The following is a 26,359-nucleotide window of genomic DNA, read 5'->3' on the forward strand; positions in this document are numbered from 1 at the left end:
AGGCGCTTGGACTTGCCCGGTCAGGATTCACTTTCCTGTCGCTCTCCCTTTGTTACTATCGCTTCCCCGTCACCAGGAGTCAGCGCCCCATGCAACACCAGTGGGATGAAATGCACCGCACCCGCAAGCCCACGTTCGTGCTGTGCGGTGAGCCCCAGGGCGATGTGCTCAATCTCTACGTTCACGGCTACTCGGCGTTTTTCAACCGGCAACAGCTGGGCAGCTTCAAGGCACAGCTGGCCGGTATCGAAGGCTCGACCAACTTGATGCTGTTCTGGCCGGCGGGGCACTTTCTGGAAAATCTGTTTGCGCCGTTCAAGGACGTGATCGCTGCGATGCTCGGCGGCGGTGGCCTGGGGGCCGCCACTGTGGGGGTGGGCAAGGCGATCGCGTATTTTCTTGATCACTATAAAAGTGTCGAGGCGCGGGTGGACGAAGTGGCCAGGAGTTTGCTGCCGGAATTGGCGGAGTACCTGCACGGTGAGTCGCTGCAGGTGCGGCGCATCAACCTGATCGGTCATTCGCTGGGGGCGCGGATTCTGGTCAAGAGTCTGCTGGCCAGCCCTGAAACCGCACGCGAGCTGCCGTTGGACAACCTGCTGCTGATGGGCGGGGCGATCTGTACCTCCAGCCCCTGGGATGACGTATCGGCGCCGCTCAAGGGCCGGGTGATCAACTGCCATTCCAGCAAGGACTGGGCGCTGGCCCTGAAGCCGGACACCGAACGCTGCATTGGGCGGTATGCAATCCCGGTGACTCCGGCGCTGAAGGCCAAGGTCTGCAATGTGCATTTGGCCAGCTTCGACCATGCCGCCTATTGGCCGCAGTTGCAGACGGTGGTGCAGTACACCGACCTGCTGCACGAGCGGCGCGGCATGATCCGCTCCGACCAGCGCAGTGCCGAGGTGCGTTTTGCCGAGGAGGACGTCGAACTGTTCCCGGCCCTGGTGCAGGCGCGGCCGGAAGAGTTGAAGTTCCTCGCCGAACTGATGGCGCAAAAACGCAGCGCGTCGATTGATGCCAAGGTACGCGAGCCGCTTAAACTGGCCATCGAGTTGCAGCGCATGGGGGGCGACAGCTTCATGAACCTGGCCCGTGGTCATGGCGTGAGTTATCGCCAGATCGCCGAAGATGTGGCGCAGCGACTCGGGATCAAATTTGACCAGCCGCTTGCAAGCGTGGTGCTGGCAGACCTTGAAGCCCAGGTCGCAGAGACCCTCATCGAGCAGTACAAAGACAAGCTCAGTCACGCCGACCGTCAGGTATTCGACGCCGAGCTCAAGGCCGCCGCGCTAAAAGAGCAGGGCGTGTTCAATCGCATCGACATCGGCCGTTCGGCCACCACCGCGTTGAGTGGTACGGCATTGGCCGGCCTCACCGGGTTTATCCTGCGCCGGGGCGCGGCCACGGCAATACCGGTGGTGGGCCAGGCGTTGGCGGCGGCAATGCTGCTGGTGAGCGGCGTGCGGGCGTTTTCCGGCCCCGCCTATTCGATCACCACCCTGGCGGTGCTGGTGATCGGGGTGATTCGCCAGCGCATGGAGCGTGAGGCGCTGAATCAGGAGATGGACCTGGTGGCACAGGTGGTGGAAGCGTTTGAGCTGCCTCGGGACACGGTGATGCGCACGGTCGCATCCGACTGATAAGCTGCGCGCCTGTCTAGTGTGTTTGCCTGGGATACTGCGTGAAATTCAGCCTGCCAAAAATCGCTACCGCCCCATTCTGCCCGCCGGAAGTGGCGGGTTCGGTCGTCGTTGACCCCAACGCTTCGTTCTTCAAGCGCATCCTGATGTTCGCCGGCCCCGGCCTGCTGGTCTCCATCGGTTATATGGACCCGGGCAACTGGGCCACCGCCATCGAGGCGGGTTCGCGCTACGGCTACAGCTTGTTGTTCGTGGTACTGCTGGCCAGCCTGGCGGGGATGGCGGTGCAGTGCCTGTGCTCGCGGCTGGGCATCGCCACCGGCAAGGACCTGGCGCAATTGTGCCGCGAGCGCTACAGCAAGCGCTCTGCGCGGACCCAGTGGGTGCTGGCGGAAATCTCGATCATCGCCACGGACCTGGCCGAAGTGCTTGGCTGTGCGCTGGCGTTTCACTTGCTGCTGGGTGTGTCGTTGACCACCGGCATTGTCATCACGGCGTTTGACACCTTGTTGATCCTGGCTTTGCAGAACCGGGGTTTCCGCCGCCTGGAAGCGATCATGCTGGCATTGGTGGCGACCATCGGCGTGTGCTTCTTTGTCGAGCTGCTACTGATCAAACCCTACTGGCCGGACGTGTTGAGCGGCTTCACCCCCTCACTCTCGGCCATCAGCGATGCCGCGCCGCTGTACCTGGCCATCGGTATTCTGGGCGCTACCGTCATGCCGCATAACCTCTACCTGCACAGCTCCATTGTGCAAACCCGCCTGATTGGCAAGGACCTGGCCAGCAAACAGGACGCGGTCAAGCTGGCGCGCATCGACACCATCGGCTCCCTGGCGCTGGCCTTGCTGGTCAATGGCGCGATCCTGGTGCTGGCCGCCGCTGCGTTCCACAAGACCGGCCACACCGACGTGGTGGAGATCCAGGACGCCTACCATCTGCTTGATCCGCTGGTCGGCGGCGCATTCGCCAGCATCCTGTTCGGCATTGCCTTGCTGGCGTCCGGGCAAAGTTCGACCTTTACCGGCACCATCGCTGGTCAGGTGATCATGGAGGGCTACCTGAACCTACGTATTCCCTGCTGGCAACGCCGCTTGATCACCCGTGGGCTGGCGTTGATCCCGGCATTTCTCGGCGTGTGGCTGATGGGCGACGATGCCATCGGCAAATTGCTGATTCTGAGCCAGGTGGTACTGAGCCTGCAGTTGCCCTTTGCGCTGTATCCGCTGATCCGCATGACCGGTGACAAACAACTGATGGGGCCGTTCGTCAATCGATTGCCGACCCGGGTACTGGCGTGGTTTTTGTTTGCTGTGATCAGCGGGGCGAATGGGTGGTTGATTGCGCAGTGGGTGTTCTGACGTGAGCACTCGCTGTTGAACGAGACCTACACCAGGATTGCCAGGGAAGTGTAGAGGGCAACCTGAGGATCGGCCGTCAACAGTTTCATCGGCTCGCTCATGGCGGTTGCTACGATGAGCCGATCGAAAGGGTCCTTGTGATGAGGCTCAAGATCCTTCACCGCAATGGCGTGTTCTGAGGTGACCGGCAGTTCGACAAAACCGCTCTCCAGGCAGTACTCACGGATTTCAGCAAGGTCGAGGGTGAGTTTCCCCAACCCTGCCTTGATCGCCATTTCCCAGAATGTTGCAGCACTGACGTAAATCTCTGCGGCATTTTCAATCAGTTTTCGGGCTTTGCCGGATAGTGGCCCGTAAAAACAGAACGAGCCTACGTTTTCGACGAGGAAATTTCCTCATTTGTCCCAATACGGCACGGTGCCAAAACACGCGACAAAATAGTCAATCACCGTCCTTACCTTCAGCGACAGCCGCCGGCTCCCCGGCCACAACGCCGCAATCTGCTGCGGCTCCAGCGTGGTCGCGACCTCGTATTGCGTGAGCACCGCCTGCAAGGTCCCGGCGCGCAAGCTTTCGCCGATCAGCCAGGACGGAAACACCACCAGCCCCAGGCCTTGTTCGGCGGCGTGGGTGAGGGTGTCGGCGTGGTTGCCGGTGATCGGGCCCTTGACGCTGTAGGGCGTCCAGTCGCCCCCGTCGCGCCGAAAGAACCAGCGTTCCTGGCCGTTGATGCCTTTGTAGGCCAGGCAGTGATGTTCGCTCAGTTCGTCAGGGTGGCGGGGCGTGCCGTGGCGGGCCAGGTAGGCGGGGCTGGCGGCGATGCGAAAGCGCTGGGGCGCGAAGATGCGCGCCTGCATGCTGGAGTCGTTGAGCACGCCGATGCGGAACAGCAGGTCGGTGCCGTCTTGCAACGGGTCGACGAAGGTGTCGGTTTGCTGGATATCCAGTTGCAGCTTGGGGTAGCGCCGGCACAACTCGCCCAGCCACGGCGACAGGTGGCGCTGGCCGAACACCATCGGCGCATTGATGCGCACCAGGCCGCAGGGTTCGCGTTCCTGCTCCTGCAAGGCCTGGCTGGCGGCTTCGAGTTGTTCAAGCACCACGCGTGCATGGCGTCCCAGCAAACGCCCGGCCTCAGTGGGCGTGACCGCGCGCGTATGACGATAGAGCAACTGCTGGCCGAGGGCCTGCTCCATCAGTTGGATCTGCCTTGAGATCGAAGAGGGCGCCAGCCCCTCGCGGCGTGCCACTTCGGAGAAACTGCCGTGGTCCAGCACCGCGACAAACAGGCGCAGCGCCTTGAAACTCAGTTCGTTCAAACCCTGCATCGTGGCTCCAGGTTGTGCGTTCTGCGCAAAGGTGTTGTCGGCATGCTCCCATTTATTGCACAGCGCAGCCACCGGATAATCCGCGCCATCAATTCTTTGTTCAAGCGCAGGTGATGTATGCGGGCCAGTTCTATCGACGGTGTGGCGCCAGCCAGACCCCAACATAACGTTCTGCGGTTGTTGCTGTTGCCGCTGGTGATCCTGGCTGGCATGGGCCTGTCGGTAGAGGCCGGCTTGCTCGGGCCATTGGGCGAGCAGGTGGGGCACTTATGGGCGACGTTGAGCATTTTTGGCGTTGGCGCGGCGGTCCTGTCTCTGCTGTTGCTGTTCAGTGGTCCGCAGAAGGGCCCTGCGCTGACCGAGTTGCCGCGCTGGCAGCTGATCGGTGGGTTCCTCGGGCCCATCTACGTGGTGGTGCTGACCCTGGCCACGCCCCATATCGGTATTGCCATGACGATGATCGCGATTCTGTCGGGGCAGGTCGGCAAGAGCGTGCTGATCGACCATTTCGGTTGGTTCGGCGCGGCGCGCAAGCGGGTCAATGGCGAGCGTTGGATCGCCTTGGTGTTGATTGTGGCGGCACTTGTTCTGATCTCACGAGGGTAAGGCGATGAATCTGATTCTGTTATTGGTCGTGGTGGTGGCGGCGGGCGCGGTCTTGAGTGTGCAAGCGGCCATCAACGGCCGGCTGGGCCAGACGGTGGGCGTGCTGCGCAGCAGCCTGGTGACGTTTGCGGTTGGCGCCCTGGTCACGGCGTTGCTGATTTTCTTCTTCGAACCGGCCCAGGCGGTGAGCTTGCTGCAAGTGCCGAAGTGGCAGCTGACCGGCGCGTTGTTTGGCGTGGTGTACATGATGGTGATGGTCGGCGCGGTGCCCGTAGTTGGCACGGCGGTGGCCACGGTGGCGGTAATCACCGGGCAATTGGGCATGGGCATGTTGATCGACAACTTCGGCTGGCTGGGCAACCCGGCTATCGAGCTGTCGGGCAGCCGGATCCTGGCGATGGTTTGCCTGGCCCTGGCGCTGGTGTTCATGTACCGCAGCAATACGCGCACCGATTGATGGTTTGAACGATCGGTGTGGGCCGGCAGTCACTGCTTAAGGTGCCGGCGCTCGCCGCACCGTGACGACCATGAAGAAGGAGTCTGAACATGCCAGATCAAACCTGTGCCTGCCCACACTGCAAATGTGTACTGGGCGCCGACGCGGTTATGAAAGACGGTAAGGGCTATTGCTGCCAGGGGTGCGCCGAGCATCATGCGCACGGTGAGCCTTGCGCGGCGGCGACGGGCTGCGAGTGCGCCAAGGCGGCCCACTAGCACTGAGTAAGCACTGTGGACGCGGGCTTGTTGGGGTGAGTGGGGCTTGTGCTGCGATTCGATCCAAGGGCTGCTTCGCAGCCCAGCGCAGGGCAAGCCTGCTCACCACAACAAGCTTATTGCACATGACATCTCGGGCATCGTGGCTATTGGGTTTCCAGCTCGAGCCGCAAGCTATGGTCGGCCATGCGCTGACGATCCTTCACCACGCCGCTGGTCCGCCGGCCCTCCAGCGCAAACACCACGGTTTGCGCATCGTGCAAATCCTCGGGCAGCGGTTGGAACACCTTCAACACCAGCCAGCCGGGTGTGCGCTGCAGGCTTACCTGGCATTCGGCCTGTTTGGCCAGCGGCCCGAACAGCGTGTCCTGGGTGTAATCGATTCTCGCCTTGCCGTTTACCGGCACTGATGACGTCATGGGACGTTCCTCCTTGTTTAATCCTGGTGAGGTTCAATCCTGGTGATATAGGCAAGTGATCCCGCGGGTGGGTGAAAATTCACTCGGATTGTCGAGCGGTGGTCATTACCATGGCGGCTCACCCTCGATTGATGTGTACGCCATGGCCCTGGCCGCGCCCCCCGACCTCAGTGATCACGCCGTCCCTGTGCAGCCGCTGGCACGAACCTACCCGCGTGGGTTGTATGTGGAGCCTCACAGCCACGACTGGGGGCAGTTGCTCTACGCCATGAGTGGGGTGATGTGGGTCGAGACGCCTCGCGAAGCGCTGGTGGTGCCACCCCAGCGGGCGGTGTGGCTGCCGCCTGGCGTAGAGCACGGCATTCGCGTGGTGTCGGATCTGCAGATGCGCAATATCTACCTGCGTCCGGCCCTGGCGGCGACGTTGGACGACCAGGTGCAGGTGATCGAGGTGGGCGGGCTGCTGCGCGAGCTGATCGTCAGGTTGGTGGAGGAGGGCGACAAAGGCGATGCGCGCTACTACGACGCCGTGGTCAACCTCGCGTTGCTTGAGTTGCAACGGGCACGCCGCTCGCCGATCCGCATCGCCATGCCGGTGGATGCCGATCGCCGGTTGATCGGCGCCTGTCAGGCGGTCATGGCCGCGCCGTCCCTGGTCATCTCCTTCGAGCAACATGCGCAGGCGGCGGGCGCCAGCGTTCGCACCCTGGCGCGCCTGTTCCAGAACAACCTGGGCATGGGGTTCGCCGAATGGCGTCGCCAGGTGCAGCTGGCCACGGCGGTGGCAGAGTTGATCCAGGGCCGGCCGGTCGGTGCTATTGCCCGGTCCCTGGGCTATTCGCCCAGCAGTTTCAGCGACATGTTCCGTCGCGAACTCGGTGTCGCGCCTTCGCACTACAACCGCTGAGGGGTTGGCCGAAATCCTGAAGTGGTTGGCCGATGCTTCGGATTCAGGCTCCTTACACTGCGCCCATCGACCCTAACGGCGCAGCCCTATGAACTACCTTATTTCCCTCGCTATCGGCCTGTCTGTCGGCGTGATTTATGGCGCTTTGGACTTTCGCTCTCCCGCACCGCCCGCTATCGCCCTGGTGGGGCTGATGGGCATGCTGCTGGGTGAAAAACTCTGGCCCCTGGGGCGTGAGTTGGTCAGCGGTTGGTTGTCCTGATTCCCTCTCCCTTCGATGGATGCACTCATGAAAGCACTGCAATTTTCCGCCGCCGGCAACCTGGCCGCGCTGCGCCTTGTCGATATCGCCACCCCGGTGCCGGCCGCCGGTGAAGTGCGGGTACAGATCAAGGCCGCGGGCCTCAACCCCAGCGATGTCAAGAACGTACTCGGCCGGTTCCCCTACACCACGCTGCCGCGTATTCCGGGGCGCGACTTTGCCGGGGTGGTGGTCGAAGGTCCGCAGGCACTGCTTGGCCAGGAAGTCTGGGGCACCGGACGCGACCTGGGTTTTTTTGCCGACGGCTCCCACGCTGAGTACCTCACCGTGTCGGCCAAGGGCGTGGCGCATAAACCCGCGCAGTTGAGCTTTGCCCAGGCCGCCAGCCTCGGCGTGCCGTACACCACCGCCTGGGATGCCCTGCAGCGCAGTGGCGTGGGCCAGGGCACGCGCTTGCTGGTGATTGGCGCGAATGGCGCCGTCGGCAGCGCAGCCCTGGCGCTGGGGAAAATACTCGGCGCACAGGTGCTGGGCGCGGTGCGCAAGGCGGATCAGGTGCAGGTGTTGCGGGCGCAGGGTTTCGACGCGGTTGCACTGGGCGAGCCGCAAGACCTCGGCGCGCAGGTGAATGCCGTGTTCAAAGGCGGCGCCGACGTTATCTTCGACACCACCGGTTTCTGGCTGCCTGCCGCGGTGGCAGGCCTGGCGCCGTTCGGGCGCATTGCAATCATCGCCGCCCCGGTGGACGGACAGGTGCAATTGCCGGCCCTGGCGCTGTATCGCAAGGGTGGGTCGGTGGTGGGGATCAACTCGTTGCTCTATAACTGCGAGCAATGCGCGGTGATGCTGGAGCAGTTCGGGCGGTTCTTTGATGAAGGTTCGTTGCCCTTGCCGACGGGGTTGCGTGAGGTGGCGTTGGCGGATGGGATACGCAGCTACGAGGAAGTAAATAGCGGCAGCGCGGATAAGATCATCTTCGTGTTTTAACACCATGCGAATGTGGGAGGGAGCAAGTCGAATCGTCGCACCGCCCCTCCCACAGTTGATCTCCCCTAGGCTTCTGGAACGCCTTTTTCCCAGGCCGACCAGTTCTTGAGGATCGCCTGTACCAGCGGATTCCCCGTGCGGTACAGGTTCTCCAGCGCCGGCACAAACCCACCCTGATCGGCATATTTGAGCAGGTTATCCACTTCGCTGTAGCCTGGGTAAGGCCGGTCGAAATCGGAACCGGCCCGCACCACAGCCAGGCGCTGGATATCCACCAACCCTTCACGACTGGCGCGCAGCAGCGCCTCGTAGGTGGAGTTGTCTTCCTGCTGTGTGGTGCAGTACTCGCCTTTGTTGTCGGTAAGCAACTTGGTCCAGACCTCGGCGCGTTCGCTCAGGCGCGTGCCGGAGAACCAGGTATTGCCCGCCAGCGTGTCGCAACGGGTGACTTGCGGCGGCTGGTTGGCTGGGGCGGCGGGGTAGTGCGCGCGCCAGGCGGCGGATTCCTTGCTCTCTGTGAGTTTGACGTTGTGCGACAGGGCAAAGGCCTTGGCCTGCAACTTCGGGTTCAGCTCGAATACTTCGGTCTTGTAGTCCAGCGGCGGTTTTTCGTTAGGGCCTTTGGTGTTGATACCGATGTAACCGGTCGGCCACTCCTTGGGTGCATCGCGTGAATCCAGCTCCCATTGGGTGCCGAATTCCACCAGGTAATGCGCCCAGGCGGCGGTGCCGATGGTGCCGTGCTTGGGGTTGATGCCGGCGATCCCGGCGATCAGGAAGTAACTCTGGCGCAGATCGAATTTGGGCGACAGGGCCAGCGCCAGGGTGGACGCGGCGGCGTTGGTCTGGCCCATGCCGGTCACCAGCAGGCAAACCTGTTGGGTGTTGCAGCGAATCACCGGGTATTCGGCGGACAGGCCCGGCACGCGCACCTCCTGTTTAAGCGCCAGGCGATCGATCCAGGTCTGCGCCTCGGGGGCGAACATGGTGATCAGCATCACCTTGGGTTTGATCGGCGCGGTTTGGGCCAGCACCACATGGGGCAGCAGGGTCAGGCCGACAGCTATCGAGAGGCGGGTCAACGTATTCATCTAAAGCTCCTTGATCAGAATTGGTAGCCCACGCCGGCGTAGTAACCCCAGCCGTCAGAGCGTGCGCGGAAGTTGCCTTCGCCGAAATTCAACTCGCTGCCATCTTCCCAGTTGCCGCCGTTATGGAAGTAACGCCCCACCAGCGTGAAGCGCAGGTGGGTGAAGGAATACAGCAGCACGTTGGTCGCCACCGTGGAGTTGGCGGTGCGTGCCGGGTTGTCCTTGTGCAGGTTGGAGCCGAAATCATGGTTGGTAAAACCGATGTAAGTCAGCGAGGCACCGTTGTCGAAGGAGGCGATGGGCACGATGTACTTCATCTGCGCGCGGTAGCCGTCCCAGGAATATTCGTTGCTGGCGCCGTAGTTTTCCCACTGGTAACGCCCGTAGAAGTTGGCCGAAAGGTTGACCCGCGAGTGAGTGTCGATGTCGGTGCCCAGGCCGCTATACAGCGTGTTGGCGCGGTTTTCCTTGCGGCTGCCGTGGTCGTAGATCCAGTCGAACGCCACGTACCACTCCTTGAACGGGCCGATGGCCAGGCTGCGTCCGGCCAGGTAGTCGATGGAGATACGCGGCTCATGCTCCATGAACACCGGCGAGCCATGGTCCCATACGCCTTTGTCATTGCTGTTACCGATGCCGAGGATCTTTGGCACATCGATATAACCGTACAACTCGAAGGGCCCCTTGCGGCCGAAGTACTCGTATTCCAGGTAGATATCGTCGGAGGGTTTGGGGCCGAAACTGATGTCCTTGCTGCCGATCAGCATGAGGTCCTGGTTGAACCATTCCGACAGGTAGGCGCCTTTTTTCGGGCTGGTGGTTTCAGGGCTGAGGGTTTCGCCCTGTGCTGAGTCATCGGAGGGCTTGTCCTGCGCCAAAATGGGCGTGCTGAGTACTCCCGTAACGGCGGCCAGTAGCAAGGAAACACCAAAGCAAGCACGAGGCCTTGAGGTGAGCTGCATTGAAAATCCCTATTCATACGCGGTTTGAACCCGTTTCAACGGGTGGTGGCGAACCTGGCGGCCAAGTTCGTACCGCAAACGTTTGCACAGGTTGTACCAACTTTGCCCAATGGCTTGAATGGCCTAATAAAATGTCGAATTAGTCGACCTTTTGATCAGAAATGACTGGGTGTCATTTTTCGCTGCGATTGAACAGGTACAGGGCGGTTTCACGGCGATATTCGCTCGGCGTCTGGTTCATCTCGATACGAAAGTGCCGGTTGAAGTTGGACAGGTTGGCGTAGCCCACCTCAAAACAGATATCCGCCACCGACCTATCGCTTTGCAGCAACAGCCGGCAGGCGCGCTGCACGCGGAACTTGCGCATCAGGTCGATAAAGCCATGGCCGGTGTTGCGCTTGAAGAACCGCGAGAAGCCCGGTTCGCTCATCTCCAGTTGCCGGGCGATCACCGACAGGCGCAGGTCGCCGGTGAGTTCGCGCATGAGGTAGTCGAATGCCTTGTTGATGCGCTCGGCGCTGCGTGCGTCGAGCGTGGGCGCGTAGCAAGGGCTGGCCAAGGCCTTGGCTTGTGCAGGGGGCGCATTCTTCAACGTGTCGAGCAGTTGCAGGAACAGGATCAGCCGCTGCAGGCCGTGGGCGCGGCCGATGTCTTCCATCAGTCGGGCAGCCTCTAAGGCGGTGTCGCCGCTGAACTCCAGGCCGCGTCGGGCCAATTCAAACAACGGCTGCACATCGCCCAACTCCGGCAGGGTTTCGCGCAGGGCGAGAAGGGCGCCACCGTCGAATTGCAGCACCACGTCGCGTCCGCTCAGGTGTTCGTCGGGGGCCAGCTCGCCGATCCAGTCGTGGGGCAGGTTCGGGCCGATCAGCGCGACATGGCCGGCATTGAACGCACCGATATAGTCACCCGCCACCAACTTGCCGCTGCCTTGGCGGATCAGGTGGATTTCGAATTCGGGGTGGTGGTTCCAGCGCGCCAGGGCGTAGGGGTAGTCATGTTCGAACCAGCGGAAGCAGTGGTTCGGCTCGGGCAGGATCACTTCCAGTTCCGCGGGGCGGTGTTCAAACAGTTCGGCGCGGCTGACGGGCATGGTGCTGCCTGTTTTTTTGGATTTCAGCAAAAATACGCGGTCCTGGACGGTAAGCGCTACCCCCGATTTCGTCCGGTACCGGTACTTTTTTGATCCGGGCGACGGGGTTAAAAAAGTATCAGCCGAGCATCCCCCATGCGTTTGTGAGGGCCAGGCCAAACTGCTGTAATCGGCCCTCAACAACAAAAACAACAGGTGGAAACCGCCATGTCATCGTTACCCAAAGCACTGTTCCTGCTGTCCGGCCTGACCTTGGCGCTGCCCAGTCATGCCGCCGATACCGTGACCATCGCCACGGTCAACAACAGCGACATGATCCGCATGCAGCGCCTATCCAAGGTGTTCGAGCAGCAGCACCCGGACATCAAGCTCAACTGGGTGGTGCTTGAAGAAAACGTACTGCGCCAACGCCTCACCACCGACATCGCCACCCAGGGCGGGCAGTTCGACGTGCTGACCATCGGCACTTACGAAACTCCGCTATGGGGCGCCAAACAGTGGCTGGAACCGCTCAACCAACTGCCGCCCGATTACGACGCCGAGGACATCTTCCCTTCGGTGCGCCAAGGCCTGTCGGTGAATAACACCTTGTATGCCTTGCCGTTTTACGGCGAAAGCACCGTCACTTATTACCGCACCGACCTGTTCAAGCAAGCCGGCCTGAACATGCCCGCGCACCCCACCTGGACCCAGCTCGGCGAATTCGCCGCCAAGCTCACGGCCAAGGACAAAGGCCAATACGGCATGTGCCTGCGCGGCAAGGCCGGCTGGGGCGAGAACATTGCGCTGCTGAGCACCATGGCCAACGCCTTTGGCGCGCGCTGGTTCGATGAGCAATGGAAGCCCGAGCTGACCAGTCCCGAATGGACCGCCGCCGCCAACTTCTACGTCAACACCCTCAAGCAGTACGGCCCGCCGGGCGTTTCCAGTAATGGCTTCAACGAAACCCTGGCGCTGTTCAACAGCGGCAAATGTGCGATCTGGGTGGATGCCAGCGTGGCCGGCTCCTTTACCACCGATGCCAGCCAGAGCAAGGTGGCCGACAACGTCGGTTTTGCCGCAGCGCCCACCGAGGTGACGGACAAAGGTTCCTCCTGGCTCTACGCCTGGTCATTGGCCATCCCGGCGACCTCTAAACACAAAGACGCCGCCAAGGCCTTTATCACCTGGGCGACGTCCAAGGACTACATCCAACTGGTCGCCGACAAAGAAGGCATCACCAACGTACCGCCCGGCACGCGCCAGTCCACCTACAACGATGCCTACCTGAAAGCTGCGCCGTTTGCCCAGGTCACGCTGGCGATGATGAAGCACGCCGACCCCGCGCATCCCTCGGCCAAACCGGTGCCATACGTGGGCATCCAGTACGTGACCATCCCTGAGTTCCAGGCCATCGGCACCTCCGTCGGCAAGTTGTTCTCGGCGGCGCTGACCGGCGGCATGACGGTTGATCAGGCGTTGGTGCAGGCGCAATCGACCACTGAGCGCGAAATGAAACGCGCCGGATACCCGAAGTGATTGTTACAGGACATCCTCATGAAACGACTTGAAGGTAAAAGTGCGCTGATCACCGGATCGGCGCGTGGGATTGGCCGCGCGTTTGCCCAGGCGTATATCGCTGAAGGCGCCACCGTCGCCATCGCCGATATCAACCTGCAACGCGCCCAGGCCACCGCCGCCGAACTCGGTCCCCAGGCCTATGCGGTGGCGATGGACGTCACCGACCAGTTCTCCATCGACGCCGCGATTGCCGCTGTGGTGGCCCATGCCGGCAAGCTGGATATCCTCGTCAACAACGCGGCACTGTTCGACCTGGCGCCCATCGTCGACATCACCCGCGACAGCTTCGAGCGGCTGTTCTCGATCAATGTCGCCGGTACGCTGTTCACGCTGCAAGCTGCGGCTCGGCAGATGATCCGCCAGGGCCATGGCGGCAAGATCATCAACATGGCCAGCCAGGCCGGGCGGCGCGGTGAGGCATTGGTGGCGGTGTATTGCGCGACCAAGGCGGCGGTGATCAGCCTGACCCAATCGGCGGGGTTGAACCTGATCAAACAAGGGATCAACGTCAACGCCATCGCCCCCGGCGTGGTGGACGGTGAGCATTGGGACGGGGTGGACGCGTTGTTTGCCAGGCATGAAGGGTTGGCGCCGGGGGAGAAGAAGAAACGGGTAGGGGAAGAGGTGCCGTTCGGGCGGATGGGCACGGCGCAGGATTTGACCGGGATGGCGATTTTCCTGGCATCAAAGGAGGCCGACTATGTGGTGGCCCAGACGTACAACGTCGATGGCGGTAATTGGATGAACTAGCGGCCTACACCGATCAAAACTGTGGGGGGGGCGGTGCGACGATTCGACTTGCCCCTCCCACATTTGAATTTCATTGTTCTTGAAAACAGGGCTACTCAGCAAAACTGCGATCAAAGAAGTAGATCTCCCCAGGCTTCAACATCTCCACCGTCGCCTGCGGCCTGCCGCCTTCACCCTGTTTTTTGCGCCCCGTCTCACGCAAATATCCCGCCTCGGTCAGCTTCAGCAAACGTTGGCGAACACTGGTCTTCAACACCGGCCGCGCCAGCACCAGTGAGAAGATCGTAGTCGCTTGCGGGGCACTGAACTCATCGCCCAGGAACATCAGCGGCAAGCTGCTGTACAGCGACTTGGACAACAACCGATCCTGCACCGCCGCCACGATCAGGTTGTGATCGAACGGCAGCTTGAGACTGCCGTTCGCCACCGCGTTCAGTGAAAACCAGGCTTGATGCTCGCCCAGTGTCACTTCATCCGCCACGATTGCCAGGTAGAACGTGGACGACGACCAGCAGCGCGGGTCTCGAAACGCGTCGCCCACCGTGCCCACCTGCTCGCTCCAGGCCAGGGTCAGGCCGACTTTGTCACTGGCGCGCAACCGTTCCACGGCATCCTTGAGGCTCAGATCTTGCACGCCGCCATTGACCACCACGCCTGGCAGCGCCCAATGCCCGGCGAAGGGTTCGGCGTCACGTTTGTTCAGCAGCAGTTTGAGTTCGCCCGAGGCGCGGCAGTAAAACAGTACGCACAGGTCGACGGTGTGGAGGTAAGCGCTAAGTGGCATGTGAAGTCCTTCCAAACGGCATTGTGGCACAGTCTAACGGATCGAACAGCGATGTCATGTACTTGCTCAAGCATAGATAAATAAATGTTTCTTGCAATGAAGGTACATGACATGTACTTTTGTTTCCAGGCCATAGGAGAACCATCATGACCCTCGCGAAAACCGCCGTTGCTTCATTCGACGTCGACGCCCAAAAGAGCTTCACGCCGCTGTGCCCCAATGAGTTGCCTGTGGCCGGTGGCGATCAGATCGGCGCCGAGCTCAACTACATGGCCAGCCTTGCCGGCCACCGCGTCGGCAGCAAGGACGCGCACACCCCGCAGGCTCCCTGGGTGGTCGCACACCCGAGCGAGATGATGAAAGCCACCGGCCTCGTACATGCCGACCTCACCTGGGTCGCCCACTGCGTACCGGGCACCGAAGGCTTCACCTTGCTCGACGAACTGCCGACGCCGTATGACTACGATTACTTCGTCTGGAAAGGCGTCGAACCCGACCTGCACCCCTACGGCGCCTGCTACCACGACCTGCACGACAAGCTGTCCACCGGCGTGATCGAGTACCTCAAGGCTCAAGGCGTGGTCCGCGTGATTGTCGGTGGCCTGGCCCTGGACTACTGCGTCAAGACCACCGCCTTGCAATTGCTCAAGGCCGACCTGGAAGTGGTCCTGCACTTGCCGGCCTGCCGCGGTATCAGCGAGGAGGGCGGTGTACAGGCTGTCAATGAGTTGCTCAGGGCCGGTGCTGTCATCAGCAGCACCCGCGAAGAACTGGCCGCGATGGCCGCGCGTTGAGGAGAAACACCATGGAAAGTGCCTACGACTACGAATCCCCGGTTATCCAGGGCTTGCTCGACACTGACTACTACACCTTCACCATGATGCAGGCCGTGCTGCACCAGCATCCCAATGTGGATGTGGAATACAATTTCATCGTCCGCTCCAAGGAAAAACTCGGTCATCTGATCCCGCAATTGCGCGACGAGCTGGAAAAACTCGCCGGCCTGCAGATGCGTGAAGGCGAGCTGCGCTTTCTGTTCAACCCGCGCTTTCGCGAATACCTCACCCCGGACTATGAGCGTTTTCTTGGCCTGTTCCGTTTCAATCTGCGCTACATCCACGTCAGCGAGGTCGACGGCCAGCTGAACATCCGGGTGATCGGTCCGATGCTGCACTGCATCATGTTCGAACAACCGGTACTGGCGTTGGTGAGCGAGTTGCGCAACCGCGACAAATACCCCGACGTGAGCCTGGAAGACGTCACTCGCAAGCTCTATCGGAAATTCGACTGGCTGGAGAAAAACTTCAGTCGCGAGGAACTCGCCGATCTGCGCGTCTCTGATTTCTCCACCCGCCGCCGCCTGTCGTTCAAGGCCCAGCGCGAGGTCGTGGACATCATGCGCCGCGACTTCCCCGGCCAGTTCGTCGGCACCAGCAACGCGCACCTGGCCTACGAATTCGACTTGCCGCTGATCGGCACCATGGCTCACCAGTGGATGATGGTGCACCAGCAATTGGGCCGGTTGCGCGAAAGCCAGAACGCCGGCCTGGAAAACTGGGTGCGTGAATACCGGGGCCGCCTGGGTGTGGCGTTGACCGATACCATCAGCACCGATTTTTTTCTCAAGGACTTCGACCTGTACTTCGCCAAGCTCTACGACGGTCTGCGCCAGGACTCCGGCGACCCCATCGTCTGGGCCGACAAAGTGCTGGCCAAATACAAGGAACTCGGTATCGACCCGATGACCAAAGACCTTATGTTCTCGGACGGGCTGAACTTCGAGAAATGCCTGCCGATCCTGCGCCATGTGCGTGGCAAGGCCAAGTTCGGCTTCGGCATGGGCACCAGTCTTGCGTGCGATGTGGAGGGAGTGCAACCCCTGAGCATCGTGATGAAACTGGTGCGGGTCCACGGCGAACCGGTGGTGAAATTCTCGGATGATCCGATCAAGAACGTCTGCGAAGACGCCTCGTTTTTGCAGTATGCAGCCAAGGTATTCAACATCGGCAACGTGGAGGTGTGACATGCAAGACCGTATCGCGCAGGAACTGAATATCGACCGCACACTGGTGAAGGGCGGTGAGGCCAAGGAAATCCAACGGCGCATCGACTTCATCAAGACCACGTTGCGTCAGGCCGGCTGCACGGCCCTGGTGCTCGGCATCAGCGGCGGCGTGGACTCCCTCGCGGCTGGCCGCCTGTGCCAATTGGCGGTGGAGCAACTGCGCCGCGAAGACTACGCCGCGCGGTTTATCGCCATGCGCCTGCCCTACAAAACCCAGGCCGACGAAAGCGACGCCCAGGCCTCCCTGGATTTCATCACCCCGGACCACATCGACACCCTCAACATTGCCGCCAGCGTTGACGGCCTGATGGCCAGCCTGTCGGCAACCGAAGCCAGCGCCGCCCATGTCGACTTCGTCAAAGGTAACGTCAAGGCTCGCACCCGCATGATCGCCCAGTACGCCGTGGCCAACCTGCACAACGGCCTGGTGGTCGGCACCGACCACGGCGCCGAAGCGCTGATGGGCTTCTTCACCAAATTCGGCGACGGCGCCTGCGACCTGGCCCCGCTGTCCGGTCTGACCAAAACCCAGGTGCGCCTGCTGGCCAGCGCCCTCGGTGCCCCGGCGACCCTGGTGCGCAAACACCCCACCGCCGACCTCGAAGAACTGGCGCCGGGCAAGCTGGATGAGCATGCCTATGGCTGTTCGTACGACGAGATTGATGCATATCTGATGGGCGAGCCGGTGAGCGAGCGGGTCCGGGCGATTGTCGAGGGCGCATACCGCAAGACAGCGCACAAGCGCGCGCTGCCGATTGCTCCGGTTTAATCAGCGCTCGATCGACCGACTCCACCGCGCATTCCACTCCGGCCGTGCCTGGTTCACCTGGTCCCAATCGATCGAAATCGCCGTCTGCAAGTAACCCTGCATCGCTTCCACCCGTGCACGGGTCTTGTCGGTGGTGGGCGTGGTCGGGTTGGACGGGATCTGGTCGCCTTCTTCCAGCGCCGGCGCCTGGGCTTGGGCGGTAATCAGGAACGCCGCGAGTTTCTGCGCCAGTTCCGGCTGGTCGTTGCGCGCGATCACGCATTCGGCCACGTTGAGCACCACGGCGCCTTCCTTGGGTTGGGCATATTCCATCGGTACGCCGAGCAGCTTCTGGGTGGTGACCTGGGTCGGCGTCAGCGGGAAGATCGCCGCTTCGTCGGTCTGCACCATCTCGGAGATTTTCGCCGAGCTGGCGATGTACTCCAGCACGTTGGGGCCGACGGTGTTTGGCCAAGCCTTGAACCCCGGTTCCACGTTGGTTTCATCGCCGCCCTGGAGGCGGTTGAACATCAGGAAGCCGTGCAGGCCGAAGGTGGACGAGGCCAGGGATTGGAACACGACTTTTTCCTTGAAGCGCGGGTCGGCCAGGTCCATCCACGAGGTCGGCGCGGCCCAGCCTTTTTCCTTGAACATCTTGGCGTTGTAGCCCAGGCCGGTGACGCCCAGGGTCACGGCCACCGCTTCGTCCTTGATTTTTGCCTTGGCCGGGATCTGCGCCAGGGACGGGCTGGGCGCCAGCTTGTCGCACAGGCCCATGGAGATGGCGCGGTACATGATGCCGTCATCGAGGAACATCACGTGCATCTGCGGGTTGTCCTTGTTGGCCTGGACCTTGGCGAGAATGTCCGACGAGGTGCCGGGCACGATCACCACCTTGACGTTATTGGCTTTTTCAAACGCTGGCAGCACCTTGTCGGCGTAGACCCGTTCCATGGTGCCGCCGTTCATGCCCAGGTACAGCGTCGGCGCGGCGTGGGCGGTGGACGCGAGCAAAGCGAGGGACAAGCAGGACAACGCAATACGAGTACTCATGGATGTTCTTCCTCTCAGGCTTGGAAACGACGGATGGAAAACGCTTCGATGGGTTGGCGGCTGGCGCCTTCGCAGACGATTTCTGCCAGGGCTTCGCCGACGGCCGGGCCCAGCTGGAACCCGGCGCCGGCAAAGCCGAAACCGTGGAGCAGGCCAGGTTGGGTGCTGCTGGGACCGATCACCGGTTCGTGATCGGGCAGGTAACCTTCGGTGCCGCTCCAGGTCCGAATGGCCTGGGCGCCCTTGAGAAACGGGTACAGCTCGGCGGCGTTGCGCAGAATCTCCAGGACCGCCACCTGGCCCGGCCGAGCCTGCAAGGCCCCGAGGGCAAAGCCGCGACCGCCGCCAAGGATGCAATTGCCCCGGGCGACCTGGCGCGCATAGATCCCGCCGCCTTCAACGCCCGTGCTGACGTCCATCACCACCGGCAACGGCTCGGTCACCAGCATCGCCGGGTGTGCCGAGGTGATCGGCACCGGCTCGCCAAACTGCGCCGCGACAGCACCGGACCAGGCCCCGGCGCAATTGAGCAGCCACGGCGCCTGCAGGTGCAGGCCGTTGGCGCAATGCACCTGGAACAGGCCGGCGTGGTGTTCGATTCGGATGACTTCGGCCTGTTCGAAAATCGACGCGCCGTGTCGGCGGGCCGCGCGAGCAAAGGCGGGCGATACCAGGCGCGGGTTGGCATGCCCGTCTTCAGGGCACAGCGAGGCGCCAACCGCCACATCCCCGACCCACGGGAAACGTGCGCGCAGCTCGGCGTGATCCAGCAGTTGCAAGCCCAGGCCATAGCCGCGGGTCTGCTCGGCGTAGGCCTGCAGCGCGGCGAAATCCGCATGACTGCGCGCCAGCTTCAAATGCCCGGAGCGCACATATTCACCGTCGATGCCGATCAACCCCGGCAAGTCCGCCCATAGCTGATGGGCGCGCTGCGACAGCGGCAACTGGTGCAACGGCCGTCCCTGGCGGCGCACGCCGCCGTAGTTCACGCCGCTGGAGTGCGAGCCACAGAAGTCCCGCTCGACCAGCGCCACACGCTGGCCTTTGTGCGCCAGCATCAATGCCGCCGACGCGCCGACAATCCCGCCGCCCAATACGATCACGTCGATCATGGCTGCACCTGCACGCCAAACGGCAGCGGCTTGATCGGCGCCTGGCCGCGCAGGCGACCCACGCTTTCGATCGCACGACCACTGCGCTCGGCCACAATCTCCGCCGCCGCCAAGCCGCACATGCGGCCCTGGCAGCGGCCCATGCCCACCCGGCAATGGGCTTTGACCCGGTTGATTTCCCAATGGCCTTCATCCACCACCGTGCGCACATCGCCCGCGCTGACTTCTTCGCAGCGGCACACAATCAGCGTATCCGGCGCCCGCGCCGCCCATTGCTCAGGGAAGGGGAACGCGGTTTCCAGGCCCTGGCGAAAGCGCTGGATGCTTGCCAATTGCCGCTCCAGAACGGCCGGGCGACGAGGGTCGCTCACGATGCCCGTATCCTCCAGCACCGCCAGTGCCGCGCGCTCACCGGCCATTTGCGCGGCATCCGCGCCCATGATGCCGGCGCCGTCGCCTGCCAGGTACACCCCGTCGATACTGCTGCGCCCGGCGCTGTCGCGCTGAGGCAGCCAGGCGCGGTTCAATGCGTTCCAGGCAAATTCGCAGCCGAGCAGATCCGCCAGTTGCGTCTCGCTGCGCAGCGCATGGGCGAACGCCACGGCGTCGCAGTCCAGGCTGCGCTCACCAAAACGAATGCCGCTGACCCGCTGCTCACCATCGATCCGTTCAAGCGTCGCGCCCTGATGCACCGGAATCCCATGGGCCGTCAGCCAGGCGCGGTAGTACAAGCCCTTGGCCAAGGTTGCGGGTTGCCCAAGCAGGGCCGGTAACGCTCGGCATTGGGCGCTGAACGGTGCGCTGTCGAGTACCGCCACCACCGTGGCGCCGGCCTTGGCGTACTGGTAAGCCACCAGGTACAGCAACGGTCCGCTGCCGCAGAACGCCACACGCTCGCCAATCGCACAGCCCTGGAACTTCAGCGCGATCTGAGCCGCGCCCAGGCTGTAGACCCCGGGCAAGGTCCAGCCCGGTACCGGCAGGATGCGGTCGGTGGCGCCGGTGGCCACGATGAGCTGTGCATACTCGACGCTCTCGGCGCGGCCGTGATTGAGCATGTCCAGACGCCCGTCCTCGGCATTCCACACCAGGGTGTCGGGGCGGTAGTCGATCAAACTCGCCAGCTCGTCCAGGGTGCGATGCACAGCCTCGGCCTTGCTTGCCTCAAAACCATAGAGTTGCTTGGCGGTGCGTTGAAAACCCTGGGGTTGGCGCCGATAAATCTGCCCGCCACCGCGCAGGCTCTCATCCACCAGGCAGGGCTTGAGGCCATGGTCGAGCAAGGTACGCGCCGCGCTGATGCCGGCCGGGCCCGCGCCCACAATCACAATCGGTTTCATACCTGGCGCCCCGGATCGCGGCTGATCGCCTGGCCAGCTTCCAGCAAGGTCGAACAGGCGCGAACCCGCCGCCCATCCGCCAGCCGTACCCAGCAATCCTGACACGCACCCATCAGGCAGAACCCCGCACGGCGCTCGGCACTGAAATCACTGCCGCGCAGGTGTTCGGCGCAGGTCAGCACGGCGGTCAGTACCGTGTCGCCGAGCAGGCCGGCGGCGGGTTGCCCGTCCAGCGTGAACGCCAGGGCAGGGCGCTGGGTCTCGGCCAAGCGTTTGAACAAGGCCATCAGTGTTTCCCCACCAGCACGCGGTCCAGGCCGTAGACCCGGTCGAGCAGAATCATGGTCGCCGCCGTCAGCGCAATCACCAGCGCCGACACCGCCGCCATCATCGGGTCGATAGACTCGGTGGCGTACACATACATGCGCACCGGCAGGGTTTGCGTGGCCGGCGAGCTGACAAAAATCGACAGCGTCACTTCATCGAAACTGTTGATGAACGCCAGCAGCCAGCCACCGGCCACGCCGGGCAGGATCATCGGCAGGGTGATCTGGCGAAACAGGGTAAAGCGCCCTGCGCCGAGGGATTCGGCCGCCTGTTCGGCACTGCGATCAATGCCGATGGCGGCGGCCAGCACCAGGCGCAGCACATACGGGGTGATGATTACCACATGGGCCAGCATCAGCCAGGTAAAGCTGCCGTTCACGCCCATCAGCGCAAACAGGCGCAGCATCGCCACCCCCAGCACCAGGTGCGGGATGATGATCGGTGAGAGGAACAACGCGCTGAAAAAATTGCGCCCCGCAAATTGATAGCGACTGATCGCCAGCGCGGCCGGCACCGCAATCAGCGTCGCCAGGCTTGCAGCGGTAAACGCCAGGATCAGGCTGTTGTAGAACGCCTGGATAAAGTCGGCACGCTCGAACACCGCGCGAAACCAGCGCAGGGAGAAGCCCGACGTCGGCAGACTCAAGGTGTTTTCCGGGGTGAACGCCACCAGGCACACCACCACCAGCGGTGCCATCATGAACAGCACCACCAAACCATGAAAACCCAAGGCCAAAGGACCGTTTCTGGACATGCGCTTAAACCCCCAGGGACTTTTTGTAGCGGCTTTCGACCACGCGGTTCCAGCTCAGCATGATCAACAGATTGACCAACAGCAGCACTACCGCGATGGTCGCGCCCATGGGCCAGTTGAGTTCCGAGAGGTACTGGTCGTAGACCACGGTGGCGACCATTTTCAGGCGCCGACCGCCCAGCAGGCCGGGGATCGCAAACGAGCTGGCGGCCAGGCCGAACACGATCAACGTGCCGGACAGTACCCCCGGCATCACCTGGGGCAACACGATCTTGCGCATCACCGTGGCCTGGCTCGCGCCCAGCGACAAGGCGGCTTGTTCGGCCGACGGGTCGAGCTTTTGCAGCGAGGTCCACACCGGGATGATCATGAACGGCAGCATCACGTGCACCAGCGCGATGATCACCGCGAACGGCGTGTACAGCAGTTTTACCGGACGCCCGCCGAGCAGTTGGATCAGTTGGTTGACCAGCCCGTCCGCGCCCAGCAGCAGGCTCCAGCCAAACGCGCGCACCACCACCGAAATCAGCAACGGGGTGAGGATCAGAATCAGGAAAATCGAGCGCCACGGGGTGCCCATGCGACTGAGGATGTAAGCCTCCGGCACCCCGATCACCACGCAGAGCAAGGTCACCAGCGCGCTGATCCAGAAGGTGCGCCAGAAGATTTCGTAGAAGTAGGCGTCGCTGAACAACGACAGGTAATGGGCCAGGGTCCATTCATCGGCCTTCACGCCCACCTGGTAGTCGAACACGTTGAACGACAGCACCAGCGTCAGGCCCAGCGGCAGCATCAGTAGCCCGGCGAACAGTACCAGCGCCGGCAGTGACAGCAGATAACCCCGGCTCATGCCGGCACCTCGTCCGCGGCCAACACCCGCAGCAACTGCGCCTGCCACTCCAGGCCGACCGCCGCGCCGTTGGCCAGCGGCGCGTTGCCGTCGTTACCGCGCACTACGGTGATTTCGCCAAGGTCAGTGTGGATGCGGTACAGCCATTGGCTGCCGAAGAAGTAGCGGTCGAGCACCCTGCCTTGCAGGCGACCCGAACCTGCGTCGACCAAGGTGATTTTTTCCGGGCGCAGGCTCAGGGTCAGCTCGCCGTCACCGTTTGCGTGACGCACCTGCGGGATGCCGTGTTGATCGTAATCGCCGGGCAGCAGGTTGGCCTTGCCGACGAAGTCCGAGATGAACCGTGTGCGCGGGTGTTCGTACAGCGTGTAGGGCGCGTCGATCTGGGTCACACGCCCGGCCTGCATCACCACCACGCGGTCGCTGATCGACAGCGCTTCGGCCTGGTCGTGGGTGACCATCAAGGTAGTGATGCCCACGGCGCACTGGATGCGGCGGATTTCGAACTGCATCTCTTCACGCAGGTTGGCGTCGAGGTTGGACAGCGGTTCATCGAGCAGCAACACCGGCGGCTCGATCACCAGTGCGCGGGCCAGGGCCACGCGCTGGCGTTGGCCGCCGGACAGCTCGCGCGGGTAACGGTCGGCATGTGGGGCCAGGCGCACCAGTTCCAGCACGGTCTTGACCTTGCTGGCGATATCGGCGGCCGACACCTTGCGCATTTTCAGGCCAAAGGCGACGTTGTCGCGCACCGTCATGTGCGGGAACAGCGCGTAGCTCTGGAACACCACGCCCAGGCCGCGGCTGGCGGGCTTGGCGTGGGTGATGTCGCGCCCGTCGAGCAGGATCTGCCCGCCGCTCACGTCGACGAAGCCGGCGATCATTTGCAGGGTGGTGGTCTTGCCGCAGCCCGAGGGGCCGAGCAGGGAGAGGAACTCGCCTTTTTCCACGGCAAGGTCGGTGGCGACCACTGCATCGACGGCGCCGTAGCGTTTGCTCAAGGCGTTGAGTTGGAGAAATGCCATGCCTGCGTTCCACCTTTTTGAGTCGCGTCGAGACGCGCTTTTTTGTTTTGGGCAGATGCGAAAAGGTCTTGCCGGTGCGTTGGCGCTCGATCTCAAGTCGGCTGCCGGTTGTTGTTCATTTCGCCCCTGTGGACGCAGATTAGGACGAAGACTAGGATGCGCGGAAGATCAAATTTCATTGAATGGACTGCTAATTTCAGTTTTATTCATTCACTAGAATCCATGCAGGAATAAAGCGTTATGAATTCCACTGAGCGGAATGAAGTCGGTTCGGGTGGGGTGTCACGTCTGTTTGCTTTGTTGCGGGCTCTGGGTGATATCCCCGAGGGCGGTGAGCGCGTGACCCAGCTCGCCCAACAGGTCGGCCTGTCCCAACCCACCACCCACCGCCTGCTGCGCAGCCTGATGGACGAAGGCATGGTGGAGCAGGACGCACGCAGCAAGCGCTATCGCCTGAGCCTTGAGTTCTTCGCCCTGGCGGCTAATGCGGGCAAGACCGGCAACCTGCGTGATGTGGTACGCCCGAGCCTGTTGCGTCTGAGTGCTTCGCTGGGCGACTCGCTGTTTTTGCTGGCGCGCAGCGGGTTTGACGCGATCTGCCTGGATCGCAGCGAAGGGCCATACCCCATCCGCACGTTCACCGGCGATATCGGTGGGCGGGTGGCGCTCGGGGTGGGGCAGGGCAGCCTGGCGATCCTGGCATTCCTGCCGGAAGAGGAGCGTGAAACCGTGATTCGCTACAACCTGCCTCGGCTCAAGGATTTTCACCTGTATGACGAAGTGCTGCTGCGCTCGGAAGTGGAAAACGTGCGGCGCCTGGGCTATGCCGCGCGCAATACCGGCGTGCTTGAAGGCATGGCCGGCCTGGCGGTGCCTATTCTCAATCGGGATGGGCACGCGGTGGCGGCGTTGAGTGTGGCAACCATCAGCGATCGGCTGGGGCCGGGTCGGCTGCCGATGGTGGTGGAGTTGCTCAAGCGTGAAGCGGCGGCGATCGGGCCACGGATCAATCCGTTTGATCCGACGTTGCGCCGGCCTTCGCAGACCTTTGGCGGGTAGTATTCCTACGTATTTGGTGGGTGACTTCATCCACCGGCATGGTTCTTTTACACGGTACTGGACGCGGCCTTCGTACGAATAACTGTATATCTACCTGCTTTTTTTGGAACCGCCCATAGAGACGTCACCACAGAAGTAGCGTTAACCCGGTGGGGGTTTTTTACCGGGTTGATAGTTGAGTATTTCTATTATCTAAGGTGATGCTATGGCCGGACCATTTATGAGACTTACGCCCCCGTTCGACATGAACGTTGATGCTTTCTGCAATTACCCAGGCCGTGGCGCCGGCCAGCCCGCATATAACGGTAGCGGGCTGCCTGCCTCTCAAGTGGCGCAAGAGTTTGTCTCCAGCTTCAGTTACTTCCAGACGCCGGGTTCTTCTTTTGTCGCGCGTGATTCACTTGAACATGCGGCCGATCGTCCAATGACGGGCGATCCTTACCATGATCGAATGACAATGCTGGCTCGGGAGATAACCCGTAATCCTCAAATGAGTTCGATGTTGGACGGCATCAACCAGGGTGGCCAACAAGACGGGCTTATCAGCCAAGGCGATGCAGACCACACGCTCGCGTATCTGCAAGCCCAGGAGATGCCCTTCAGCGGCCCCTCTCAGAGGCAACAGTCTTGGGCAGACCACAACGGGGACAACGGTGGCATGCGGCATCCCTTGATGAATCCACCGTTTGCGCAAAACGCTGGCCAGCCGTCAGCGTTTACCGAACGAGCAGCCTTGCAGAACTCTTCGGCTGATTATTCCCAGTATGGCCAGGGTTCGATGTCTGCGCTTGGGCCCTATGCCAAGGACAGTAATGAGGATTTCGCCAATAAAGTACTGACTCGCTTTGGCGCCCTGGAAGACCCCAATACACCAGGCTTCATCACTGACAACTCACTCGGTTCGATCGCGAGCGGCTACCATTTGGACGGCCGACCGGCCACGCAAGATGAAATGGATCTCTCCCGGGAGATGCAGAACCGTGGCGGGCTATTCAAACAGCTCGACCAAGGTAAAACAGGCACCCTGGATGGACGTTTTTCCCGGGAGGATCTGGGTGATGCGTCGAACACGTTCCGGACCATGAGTGATCACGATCTTCTGCAAAATCTTAAGGAGAACTTCGGTCAAATAAGCCAGGGTACTTACAATGGCTATGTCAACTTTGACGAAGTGAGAAAGGCAGCAGGAGTCATGGCAAGTGATGCCACTTATAGTCCGCAGGTGCGTGAACTTGCCCAGGAGCTGCTCAAGCGCCAGCCTCTGCTGAATGAGTTGGACATCGGTACTAACGGCTACGGCGGTAAAGGTATTAAAGATCAGCGGTTCGATATCGACAATATCGATTTCCTGATGGAAAAGAGGCGATAACCAACCGTTTTTTTCTCGACTTGTCTGCGACGGGTACAACTTGAACCCCCTGTTGGATTGAGTCGTCGCCGTTTCAGGCAAGCGCGCCTTTATGAAAAGCGAGTTGACCCACAGGTCGCTCGCGCCGTTAACCCGCCCGCCCCCTCGCAGCGGCCACTGCTGGATAAAGCGCAGCTAAATCGGATCCAAT

Annotated in this window: 28 protein-coding genes and 1 pseudogene; 15 read left to right on the forward strand and 14 right to left on the reverse strand. The window is 62.0% G+C overall.

The features are described 5' to 3' along the window. The first annotated feature begins 89 nt into the window (after positions 1–89). Both PSH66_RS13095 and PSH66_RS13100 read left to right on the forward strand, forming a co-directional pair. Positions 90–1,643 (forward strand): DUF726 domain-containing protein, encoded by a 1,554-nt coding sequence (locus PSH66_RS13095; RefSeq protein ID WP_141065018.1) that lies wholly within the window; start codon positions 90–92, stop codon positions 1,641–1,643. Between the two features lie 41 nt (positions 1,644–1,684). Then, positions 1,685–3,004 (forward strand): Nramp family divalent metal transporter, encoded by a 1,320-nt coding sequence (locus tag PSH66_RS13100; protein ID WP_141065019.1) that lies wholly within the window; start codon positions 1,685–1,687, stop codon positions 3,002–3,004. Positions 3,005–3,030: 26 nt separating this feature from the next. Here the strand turns inward: PSH66_RS13100 and PSH66_RS13105 are convergent. Together PSH66_RS13105 and PSH66_RS13110 are read right to left on the reverse strand one after the other, a co-directional pair. After that, positions 3,031–3,351: pseudogene (locus PSH66_RS13105) on the reverse strand (type II toxin-antitoxin system VapC family toxin); the annotation flags it as partial. 48 nt (positions 3,352–3,399) lie between these two features. Continuing rightward, positions 3,400–4,332, reverse strand: coding sequence for a LysR family transcriptional regulator (locus tag PSH66_RS13110; RefSeq protein WP_305429303.1), 933 nt, complete (start codon positions 4,330–4,332; stop codon positions 3,400–3,402). Between the two features lie 117 nt (positions 4,333–4,449). Between PSH66_RS13110 and PSH66_RS13115 the strand changes: the two genes are divergently transcribed. The 3 genes from PSH66_RS13115 to PSH66_RS13125 all read left to right on the forward strand — a co-directional run bounded on the left by PSH66_RS13115 (position 4,450) and on the right by PSH66_RS13125 (position 5,652). After that, a complete protein-coding gene (locus tag PSH66_RS13115) occupies positions 4,450–4,938 on the forward strand; it encodes a DMT family transporter (RefSeq protein ID WP_003173418.1) in 489 nt (162 codons plus the stop codon). Positions 4,939–4,942: 4 nt separating this feature from the next. After that, on the forward strand, positions 4,943–5,395 hold the full coding sequence (locus PSH66_RS13120) for a DMT family transporter (protein WP_003173420.1): 453 nt from the start codon (positions 4,943–4,945) through the stop codon (positions 5,393–5,395). Between the two features lie 89 nt (positions 5,396–5,484). Continuing rightward, complete coding sequence (locus tag PSH66_RS13125; RefSeq protein ID WP_078824314.1) at positions 5,485–5,652, forward strand: metallothionein; 168 nt, start codon at positions 5,485–5,487, stop codon at positions 5,650–5,652. A 146-nt stretch (positions 5,653–5,798) separates the two neighbouring features. Here the strand turns inward: PSH66_RS13125 and PSH66_RS13130 are convergent, their stop codons facing one another. Then, positions 5,799–6,071: a hypothetical protein gene (locus PSH66_RS13130; protein WP_078732806.1), complete on the reverse strand. Its 273-nt coding sequence runs from the start codon at positions 6,069–6,071 to the stop codon at positions 5,799–5,801. A gap of 142 nt (positions 6,072–6,213) precedes the next feature. Here PSH66_RS13130 and PSH66_RS13135 point away from each other — a divergent pair, with 142 nt between their 5' ends. From PSH66_RS13135 to PSH66_RS13145, 3 genes are all read left to right on the forward strand, one after another. Beyond that, on the forward strand, positions 6,214–6,978 hold the full coding sequence (locus tag PSH66_RS13135; RefSeq protein WP_305429607.1) for a helix-turn-helix transcriptional regulator: 765 nt from the start codon (positions 6,214–6,216) through the stop codon (positions 6,976–6,978). An 88-nt stretch (positions 6,979–7,066) separates the two neighbouring features. Next, positions 7,067–7,240, forward strand: coding sequence for a DUF1427 family protein (locus PSH66_RS13140; protein WP_003173424.1), 174 nt, complete (start codon positions 7,067–7,069; stop codon positions 7,238–7,240). A gap of 27 nt (positions 7,241–7,267) precedes the next feature. Then, complete coding sequence (locus tag PSH66_RS13145; protein WP_042944540.1) at positions 7,268–8,227, forward strand: zinc-binding alcohol dehydrogenase family protein; 960 nt, start codon at positions 7,268–7,270, stop codon at positions 8,225–8,227. Between the two features lie 65 nt (positions 8,228–8,292). On the opposite strand, the gene PSH66_RS13150 is transcribed toward PSH66_RS13145, so the two are convergent. The 3 genes from PSH66_RS13150 to PSH66_RS13160 form a co-directional block, all read right to left on the reverse strand. Then, positions 8,293–9,318: a purine nucleoside permease gene (locus tag PSH66_RS13150; RefSeq protein WP_141065021.1), complete on the reverse strand. Its 1,026-nt coding sequence runs from the start codon at positions 9,316–9,318 to the stop codon at positions 8,293–8,295. A gap of 14 nt (positions 9,319–9,332) precedes the next feature. Further along, entirely contained in the window at positions 9,333–10,280 is a 948-nt protein-coding gene (locus PSH66_RS13155; RefSeq protein ID WP_305429305.1) for a nucleoside-specific channel-forming protein Tsx, read from the reverse strand. Between the two features lie 172 nt (positions 10,281–10,452). Continuing rightward, positions 10,453–11,373, reverse strand: a complete 921-nt coding sequence (locus tag PSH66_RS13160; protein WP_305429306.1) for an AraC family transcriptional regulator — start codon at positions 11,371–11,373, stop codon at positions 10,453–10,455. 207 nt (positions 11,374–11,580) lie between these two features. Here PSH66_RS13160 and PSH66_RS13165 point away from each other — a divergent pair, with 207 nt between their 5' ends. Together PSH66_RS13165 and PSH66_RS13170 are read left to right on the forward strand one after the other, a co-directional pair. Then, entirely contained in the window at positions 11,581–12,891 is a 1,311-nt protein-coding gene (locus PSH66_RS13165; RefSeq protein ID WP_141065023.1) for a sugar ABC transporter substrate-binding protein, read from the forward strand. An 18-nt stretch (positions 12,892–12,909) separates the two neighbouring features. Continuing rightward, the gene (locus tag PSH66_RS13170) at positions 12,910–13,683 is read left to right on the forward strand and encodes an L-iditol 2-dehydrogenase (RefSeq protein WP_003173431.1); all 774 of its coding nucleotides are present in this window, start codon (positions 12,910–12,912) and stop codon (positions 13,681–13,683) included. A gap of 91 nt (positions 13,684–13,774) precedes the next feature. Here PSH66_RS13170 and PSH66_RS13175 read toward each other — a convergent pair whose 3' ends face one another. After that, entirely contained in the window at positions 13,775–14,467 is a 693-nt protein-coding gene (locus tag PSH66_RS13175) for an NUDIX hydrolase (RefSeq protein WP_003173432.1), read from the reverse strand. Positions 14,468–14,613: 146 nt separating this feature from the next. Between PSH66_RS13175 and PSH66_RS13180 the strand changes: the two genes are divergently transcribed. From PSH66_RS13180 to nadE, 3 genes are read left to right on the forward strand one after another with little or no spacing between them, the layout of a single operon-like run. Beyond that, positions 14,614–15,261 (forward strand): isochorismatase family protein, encoded by a 648-nt coding sequence (locus PSH66_RS13180; protein ID WP_141064502.1) that lies wholly within the window; start codon positions 14,614–14,616, stop codon positions 15,259–15,261. An 11-nt stretch (positions 15,262–15,272) separates the two neighbouring features. Next, on the forward strand, positions 15,273–16,490 hold the full coding sequence (gene pncB / locus PSH66_RS13185; RefSeq protein WP_003173434.1) for a nicotinate phosphoribosyltransferase: 1,218 nt from the start codon (positions 15,273–15,275) through the stop codon (positions 16,488–16,490). A 1-nt stretch (position 16,491) separates the two neighbouring features. Further along, positions 16,492–17,301: an ammonia-dependent NAD(+) synthetase gene (gene nadE, locus PSH66_RS13190; protein WP_003173436.1), complete on the forward strand. Its 810-nt coding sequence runs from the start codon at positions 16,492–16,494 to the stop codon at positions 17,299–17,301. On the opposite strand, the gene PSH66_RS13195 is transcribed toward nadE, so the two are convergent. The 7 genes from PSH66_RS13195 to PSH66_RS13225 are packed head-to-tail and all read right to left on the reverse strand — an operon-like array spanning position 17,302 to position 23,741. Then, a complete protein-coding gene (locus PSH66_RS13195; protein WP_003173437.1) occupies positions 17,302–18,333 on the reverse strand; it encodes an ABC transporter substrate-binding protein in 1,032 nt (343 codons plus the stop codon). A gap of 14 nt (positions 18,334–18,347) precedes the next feature. Continuing rightward, positions 18,348–19,445 carry an FAD-binding oxidoreductase gene (locus PSH66_RS13200; protein ID WP_305429308.1) on the reverse strand — a complete coding sequence of 366 codons (1,098 nt, stop codon included), beginning with the start codon at positions 19,443–19,445 and terminating at the stop codon, positions 18,348–18,350. Continuing rightward, positions 19,442–20,785: an NAD(P)/FAD-dependent oxidoreductase gene (locus PSH66_RS13205; protein WP_305429309.1), complete on the reverse strand. Its 1,344-nt coding sequence runs from the start codon at positions 20,783–20,785 to the stop codon at positions 19,442–19,444. The genes PSH66_RS13200 and PSH66_RS13205 overlap by 4 nt, the downstream gene beginning before the upstream one ends. Beyond that, positions 20,782–21,072, reverse strand: a complete 291-nt coding sequence (locus tag PSH66_RS13210) for a (2Fe-2S)-binding protein (protein WP_003173441.1) — start codon at positions 21,070–21,072, stop codon at positions 20,782–20,784. Before PSH66_RS13210 ends, PSH66_RS13205 begins: the two co-directional genes overlap by 4 nt. Further along, positions 21,072–21,866, reverse strand: coding sequence for an ABC transporter permease (locus tag PSH66_RS13215; RefSeq protein ID WP_003173442.1), 795 nt, complete (start codon positions 21,864–21,866; stop codon positions 21,072–21,074). The genes PSH66_RS13210 and PSH66_RS13215 overlap by 1 nt, the downstream gene beginning before the upstream one ends. 4 nt (positions 21,867–21,870) lie before the next feature. After that, the gene (locus PSH66_RS13220; protein ID WP_003173443.1) at positions 21,871–22,716 is read right to left on the reverse strand and encodes an ABC transporter permease; all 846 of its coding nucleotides are present in this window, start codon (positions 22,714–22,716) and stop codon (positions 21,871–21,873) included. Next, entirely contained in the window at positions 22,713–23,741 is a 1,029-nt protein-coding gene (locus PSH66_RS13225; protein ID WP_305429310.1) for an ABC transporter ATP-binding protein, read from the reverse strand. The genes PSH66_RS13220 and PSH66_RS13225 overlap by 4 nt, the downstream gene beginning before the upstream one ends. Before the next feature lie 240 nt (positions 23,742–23,981). On the opposite strand from PSH66_RS13225, the gene PSH66_RS13230 reads away from it, so the two are divergent. Both PSH66_RS13230 and PSH66_RS13235 read left to right on the forward strand, forming a co-directional pair. After that, positions 23,982–24,800, forward strand: coding sequence for an IclR family transcriptional regulator (locus tag PSH66_RS13230; protein WP_003173445.1), 819 nt, complete (start codon positions 23,982–23,984; stop codon positions 24,798–24,800). Between the two features lie 205 nt (positions 24,801–25,005). Then, positions 25,006–26,169, forward strand: coding sequence for a hypothetical protein (locus tag PSH66_RS13235; RefSeq protein ID WP_003173446.1), 1,164 nt, complete (start codon positions 25,006–25,008; stop codon positions 26,167–26,169). Positions 26,170–26,359 lie beyond the last annotated feature (190 nt).

The sequence above is a fragment of the Pseudomonas sp. FP597 genome (assembly GCF_030687435.1).
GTDB lineage: Bacteria > Pseudomonadota > Gammaproteobacteria > Pseudomonadales > Pseudomonadaceae > Aquipseudomonas > Aquipseudomonas lactucae.

What these genes read in the sequence shown, in the direction of transcription:
- PSH66_RS13095 (WP_141065018.1), top strand. Translation starts at nt 90, where the DNA reads ATGCAACACCAGTGGGATGAAATGCACCGCACCCGCAAGCCCACGTTC.
- PSH66_RS13110 (WP_305429303.1), bottom strand. Translation starts at nt 4,332, where the DNA reads ATGCAGGGTTTGAACGAACTGAGTTTCAAGGCGCTGCGCCTGTTTGTC.
- PSH66_RS13115 (WP_003173418.1), top strand. Translation starts at nt 4,450, where the DNA reads ATGCGGGCCAGTTCTATCGACGGTGTGGCGCCAGCCAGACCCCAACAT.
- PSH66_RS13120 (WP_003173420.1), top strand. Translation starts at nt 4,943, where the DNA reads ATGAATCTGATTCTGTTATTGGTCGTGGTGGTGGCGGCGGGCGCGGTC.
- PSH66_RS13125 (WP_078824314.1), top strand. Translation starts at nt 5,485, where the DNA reads ATGCCAGATCAAACCTGTGCCTGCCCACACTGCAAATGTGTACTGGGC.
- PSH66_RS13130 (WP_078732806.1), bottom strand. Translation starts at nt 6,071, where the DNA reads ATGACGTCATCAGTGCCGGTAAACGGCAAGGCGAGAATCGATTACACC.
- PSH66_RS13135 (WP_305429607.1), top strand. Translation starts at nt 6,214, where the DNA reads ATGGCCCTGGCCGCGCCCCCCGACCTCAGTGATCACGCCGTCCCTGTG.
- PSH66_RS13140 (WP_003173424.1), top strand. Translation starts at nt 7,067, where the DNA reads ATGAACTACCTTATTTCCCTCGCTATCGGCCTGTCTGTCGGCGTGATT.
- PSH66_RS13145 (WP_042944540.1), top strand. Translation starts at nt 7,268, where the DNA reads ATGAAAGCACTGCAATTTTCCGCCGCCGGCAACCTGGCCGCGCTGCGC.
- PSH66_RS13150 (WP_141065021.1), bottom strand. Translation starts at nt 9,318, where the DNA reads ATGAATACGTTGACCCGCCTCTCGATAGCTGTCGGCCTGACCCTGCTG.
- PSH66_RS13155 (WP_305429305.1), bottom strand. Translation starts at nt 10,280, where the DNA reads ATGCAGCTCACCTCAAGGCCTCGTGCTTGCTTTGGTGTTTCCTTGCTA.
- PSH66_RS13160 (WP_305429306.1), bottom strand. Translation starts at nt 11,373, where the DNA reads ATGCCCGTCAGCCGCGCCGAACTGTTTGAACACCGCCCCGCGGAACTG.
- PSH66_RS13165 (WP_141065023.1), top strand. Translation starts at nt 11,581, where the DNA reads ATGTCATCGTTACCCAAAGCACTGTTCCTGCTGTCCGGCCTGACCTTG.
- PSH66_RS13170 (WP_003173431.1), top strand. Translation starts at nt 12,910, where the DNA reads ATGAAACGACTTGAAGGTAAAAGTGCGCTGATCACCGGATCGGCGCGT.
- PSH66_RS13175 (WP_003173432.1), bottom strand. Translation starts at nt 14,467, where the DNA reads ATGCCACTTAGCGCTTACCTCCACACCGTCGACCTGTGCGTACTGTTT.
- PSH66_RS13180 (WP_141064502.1), top strand. Translation starts at nt 14,614, where the DNA reads ATGACCCTCGCGAAAACCGCCGTTGCTTCATTCGACGTCGACGCCCAA.
- pncB (WP_003173434.1), top strand. Translation starts at nt 15,273, where the DNA reads ATGGAAAGTGCCTACGACTACGAATCCCCGGTTATCCAGGGCTTGCTC.
- nadE (WP_003173436.1), top strand. Translation starts at nt 16,492, where the DNA reads ATGCAAGACCGTATCGCGCAGGAACTGAATATCGACCGCACACTGGTG.
- PSH66_RS13195 (WP_003173437.1), bottom strand. Translation starts at nt 18,333, where the DNA reads ATGAGTACTCGTATTGCGTTGTCCTGCTTGTCCCTCGCTTTGCTCGCG.
- PSH66_RS13200 (WP_305429308.1), bottom strand. Translation starts at nt 19,445, where the DNA reads ATGATCGACGTGATCGTATTGGGCGGCGGGATTGTCGGCGCGTCGGCG.
- PSH66_RS13205 (WP_305429309.1), bottom strand. Translation starts at nt 20,785, where the DNA reads ATGAAACCGATTGTGATTGTGGGCGCGGGCCCGGCCGGCATCAGCGCG.
- PSH66_RS13210 (WP_003173441.1), bottom strand. Translation starts at nt 21,072, where the DNA reads ATGGCCTTGTTCAAACGCTTGGCCGAGACCCAGCGCCCTGCCCTGGCG.
- PSH66_RS13215 (WP_003173442.1), bottom strand. Translation starts at nt 21,866, where the DNA reads ATGTCCAGAAACGGTCCTTTGGCCTTGGGTTTTCATGGTTTGGTGGTG.
- PSH66_RS13220 (WP_003173443.1), bottom strand. Translation starts at nt 22,716, where the DNA reads ATGAGCCGGGGTTATCTGCTGTCACTGCCGGCGCTGGTACTGTTCGCC.
- PSH66_RS13225 (WP_305429310.1), bottom strand. Translation starts at nt 23,741, where the DNA reads ATGGCATTTCTCCAACTCAACGCCTTGAGCAAACGCTACGGCGCCGTC.
- PSH66_RS13230 (WP_003173445.1), top strand. Translation starts at nt 23,982, where the DNA reads ATGAATTCCACTGAGCGGAATGAAGTCGGTTCGGGTGGGGTGTCACGT.
- PSH66_RS13235 (WP_003173446.1), top strand. Translation starts at nt 25,006, where the DNA reads ATGGCCGGACCATTTATGAGACTTACGCCCCCGTTCGACATGAACGTT.